The sequence below is a fragment of the Flavobacterium sp. FPG59 genome (genome assembly GCF_002150205.1).
Classification (GTDB): domain Bacteria; phylum Bacteroidota; class Bacteroidia; order Flavobacteriales; family Flavobacteriaceae; genus Flavobacterium.
Map to the genome: position 1 here is coordinate 1 of NZ_MTCA01000246.1, position 4,379 is coordinate 4,379.

Genomic DNA, 4,379 nt, shown 5'->3' on the forward strand with positions numbered 1-4,379 from the left:
CTATACAGCGCCTCACATTCTCATCGAATGATAATTGAAATGCTGTTAATAATTGTGTTATTGTTTTTCATAATTGAGACGCAAAAGTAATTAATTTTTATTTAAAATAACCAAAAAGAAATAGAATGAATGATAATCACTTTGGCTTTTTTTGCAAATAAACGTATGCATGCTTTACTAAATTGTTTTTTGTTACAATAAATGTTAATACAAGCGTAACTTTTTTCTATTTTCCTATTTTTCCCTTTGTAAGACGTACAAGTAAACACTTAAAGTTGAAATTAAGTTTATAGGCGTGTTAAATCAGTTTCTATTGTTAGATAAATTGAACGAGAGGTATTTATTGATTTTTGGGAGCGCAGAAAAGTAACACAGAGAAAACAACTAATAATAGTATTCTGTGCATAGAATTAATAGTTTTTTATAAAAATAAGGTAGCTGCAAATCATAGCCTTACGATGGATTAATCTGGTTTTTTTCGGCGTTACGAAAATAGTCAATCTTGTAATGAAACATATCTGCCATGGCTTTTGCTCTGTATTTGGCTTCATCTGCTAGCGGCCCATGGAATAATTGATCGGTAGTTTGTGTAAATAGTTCCATCCAACGGTTAAAATGATCCCTACCAATAGGGAGCTGCTTGTGAGGCGGAAAGGGACTCCCAGAATACGAATGAACTTCTAGCAAAATAGTTTCCCAAAATCCATACATTTTTTCTAAATGTTCCGGCCAACGGTTGCCTATTTTTTCGTTGAAAATAGGTCCTATTATTTCGTCTTTTTGCACTTGAACATAAAAAGTATTGACTAAGAGTTTAATATCGTCTAAGGAAGCAATATCGGTTTGTGGTATCATAATTTCTATAAAAAAAAGCCTACGCAAAGGTAGGCTTTATGTTTGATTGTAGTAAAATCTATTTTTCTTTTGGCGGAAATTGTTCTAGAATTTTAGTAACAAATTCGTTGATTCGTTCTTCTTTGTCTCTACGGTTTTGAGTTAAGTTACCAACACCTTCACCTTGCCAAATGAGTTCTTTCTTTTTAGCATCAATCAAGTCGATAAAAAGGGTGCCCTCAGTTGAAGTGCTAGCAATTGTATTTTGTCCTCCCCACATGAAAGGATTCCAGCCCCATCCCCAGCCATAACCCCATCCAGCGTTAAACTGATTGACATCAACTCGTTCTCTTTCTTTAGTGAAAATATTTATAAGTAAATCTGGATTTTCACTCTTAGTCATTCCTTTTGCACTTAATTCACGGTCAATAGCGTTTAAGATTCGTTTTTTATCCAGCTGTGATATTTCAACTTTATCGATTCCATTTTTGTGAAAAGCATACGTCTTGTAGGCGGTAAAATCAGCTTTATTATCAAAATCAGAGTACACTCTAACCGAACTGCAGGAAGCAAATACAAAGAGTAAGAGTACGGGAATAAATTTTAGTGTTTTCATAATATTTTATTTTAGTGTTTCAAGTTTGAGGTTTCAGGTTTGAAAAGTTTAACTTGAAACCTGAAACTATAATAAATCTTCGTCAACTACATTAGGGATGGTAACTTTCAATAAAGGTTGCGTTTCCATGGCTCTTTTTATAGCAAAAATAGCTCCTTCGTTTCTTGCCCAGCTTCGTCTTGAAATTCCGTTGTTTACATCCCAAAAAAGCATTGATTCTAAGCGTTTTGATGCTTCTTTAGTTCCATCAAGAACCATACCAAAACCACCGTTAATTACCTCGCCCCAACCAACACCGCCACCATTGTGAATAGAAACCCAAGTAGCACCGCGAAAGCTATCGCCAATGACGTTTTGGATAGCCATATCAGCAGTGAATCTTGACCCGTCGTAAATATTGGATGTTTCTCGGTATGGAGAATCGGTTCCAGAAACATCGTGATGATCTCGACCTAAAATTATGTAGCCAATTTCTTTGCGGGCAATGGCTTGATTGAAGGCTTCGGCGATTTTAATTCGTCCTTCGGCATCAGCATATAGAATTCTGGCTTGTGATCCAACCACTAATTTATTTTCTTGCGCACCTTTAATCCACTGAATATTATCCGCCATTTGTTGTTGGATTTCTTCTGGAGAGTTTTTCATCATTTCCTCTAGAACAGCACAGGCAATTGTATCGGTTTTTGCTAAATCTTCAGGATTTCCTGAGGCGCAAACCCAACGGAATGGTCCAAATCCGTAGTCGAAACACATTGGTCCCATAATATCTTGAACATAACTATTGTATTTGAAATCGATGTGATTTTCGGCAAAAACATCTGCTCCAGCGCGAGAAGCTTCTAATAAAAAGGCATTTCCATAATCGAAGAAATACGTTCCTTTTTCAGTATGTTTATTTATCGCAGCCGCATGACGACGCAATGTTTTTTGAACTTCTTCCTTGAATTTATCAGGATTATTTGCCATTAAATCATTGGATTCTTCGAAAGTATATCCGATTGGATAATAACCTCCAGCCCAAGGATTGTGCAGTGAAGTTTGATCAGAACCTAAATCAATATGCAGGTTTTCTTGGTCAAAACGTTCCCAAACATCGACTACATTTCCGAGATAAGCAATGGAAACTACTTCTTGTTTTTCTAAAGCTTTTTTAACTCGTGGCACTAATTCATCAATATTTTCAATAACTTCATTAATCCAACCTTGTGAATGACGAATGTGTGTAATTTTTGGGTTTACCTCGGCACAAACTGTAACGCAACCAGCAATATTTCCTGCTTTTGGTTGTGCGCCACTCATTCCGCCAAGTCCAGAAGTAACGAATAATCCTCCTTTTGGAGATTTTTTAATTTTTCTGAATCCGTTTAAAACCGTGATTGTAGTTCCGTGAACAATTCCTTGTGGACCAATGTACATGTAGCTTCCGGCTGTCATTTGTCCGTATTGAGAAACGCCCAAAGCATTCATTTTTTCCCAATCATCTGGTTTGGAGTAATTTGGAATTACCATTCCGTTAGTAACAACCACTCTCGGCGCTTCTTTGTGAGATGGAAATAATCCCATGGGATGACCAGAATACATCGCTAATGTTTGTTCTTCGGTCATTTCTGCCAAATATTTCATCGTCAATAAATACTGTGCCCAATTAGAGAAAACTGCTCCATTACCACCATAAGTAATTAGTTCATGTGGATGCTGGGCTACGGCATAATCCAAATTGTTTTGAATCATCAACATAATGGCTTTTGCTTGTTCGCATTTTCCAGGATATTCATAAATTGGTCGTGCGTACATTTTGTAATCAGGACGTAGGCGATACATGTAAATTCTTCCGTAAGTTTCAAGCTCAGCTTTAAATTCAGGAAGCAATTCAGCATGATGTTGAGGTTCAAAATAGCGCAAAGCATTTTTTAGTGCTAATTTTTTTTCATCATCCGAAAGGATCTCTTTTCGCTTTGGCGCATGATTAATTTCGGTTTGTGTCGTTAGGTCAGCTAATCGCTTTATGTCATACGGTTTTGGATTTGGTAAAACCGAAGGAATTCCTTGCACTATTTGTTCTTGAAAAGTCATTTTAATGTAGATTCGTTATTTTTTGATGTACAGTTTTGTTAAAGAAGCACTTACTTCTTATAAAAAAATGCAACGACTAAGGATAACGAATATCCGACCTATGGTAGGATTTGTGAATTTTGATTCTATATTTCTGTGAACAAATATCCATGTTATGCTTGTGTTTTTTAAACTGACACTCTAGTAGTGTTTGTTATTTAGATTCTAAAATGTAATTACTTTTTATTAGTTCCTGTTTTTTTATCAAAGCCGTAAGGACAATGTCTGCAGTTGTTTTTACAACAATAACCTCGTTTAAGGTGGTGTTTTTCGGTAAAACATTTATATCCTTCTGGTGTGTAATAGAAATCTTCCCCTTCTATCAATTTATTTTCATTACTTTGGCTCATTATTTTTTCATACTACTTTGGAGAATATAATTTTACAATTCCACAAGATATTCGTTTTTTAAGGTTTTGTATGACTACAAATTTATAAATTTTAGTGCTAATGTTTTTGATTGTGTCCAAATATTTAATTCCAAAAGGATATCGTGGATTAACGATTTTTCCTTTTGTGATAGTAAAATTCAGGGAAGATAAAGAAAATCCAATTTTACTAAATCATGAACGCATACATATCAGGCAACAAATAGAGTTACTTATTCTCCCTTTTTATATTTGGTATCTCTTGGAGTATTGCATTCGATTGTTACAACTCAAAAATAGTTATCTCGCTTACAAAAACATTTCCTTTGAGCGAGAATGTTATGCAATGGAGCAAAATTTAGATTATTTAAAAAAGCGTCCTTTTTTTAATTTTTTTAAATATCTCTACACCTAATTCAGTTCGGTATTTTTTTCCATCTCTTCTTGAT

The 4,379-nt window shown here is 34.9% G+C and carries 4 protein-coding genes; all 4 read right to left on the reverse strand.

Annotation, left to right across the window (positions count from 1 at the left end; genetic code table 11):
• Positions 1 to 453: 453 nt before the first annotated feature.
• Positions 454 to 855 (reverse strand): group III truncated hemoglobin, encoded by a 402-nt coding sequence (locus tag FPG59_RS14345; RefSeq protein ID WP_086455260.1) that lies wholly within the window; start codon positions 853 to 855, stop codon positions 454 to 456.
• 58 nt (positions 856 to 913) lie between these two features.
• Positions 914 to 1,450, reverse strand: coding sequence for a DUF4136 domain-containing protein (locus tag FPG59_RS14350; RefSeq protein WP_086455261.1), 537 nt, complete (start codon positions 1,448 to 1,450; stop codon positions 914 to 916).
• Between the two features lie 66 nt (positions 1,451 to 1,516).
• Entirely contained in the window at positions 1,517 to 3,523 is a 2,007-nt protein-coding gene (locus FPG59_RS14355; protein WP_086455262.1) for a urocanate hydratase, read from the reverse strand.
• 215 nt (positions 3,524 to 3,738) lie between these two features.
• Positions 3,739 to 3,915 (reverse strand): DUF5522 domain-containing protein, encoded by a 177-nt coding sequence (locus FPG59_RS16705; protein ID WP_158634565.1) that lies wholly within the window; start codon positions 3,913 to 3,915, stop codon positions 3,739 to 3,741.
• Positions 3,916 to 4,379: the final 464 nt, after the last annotated feature.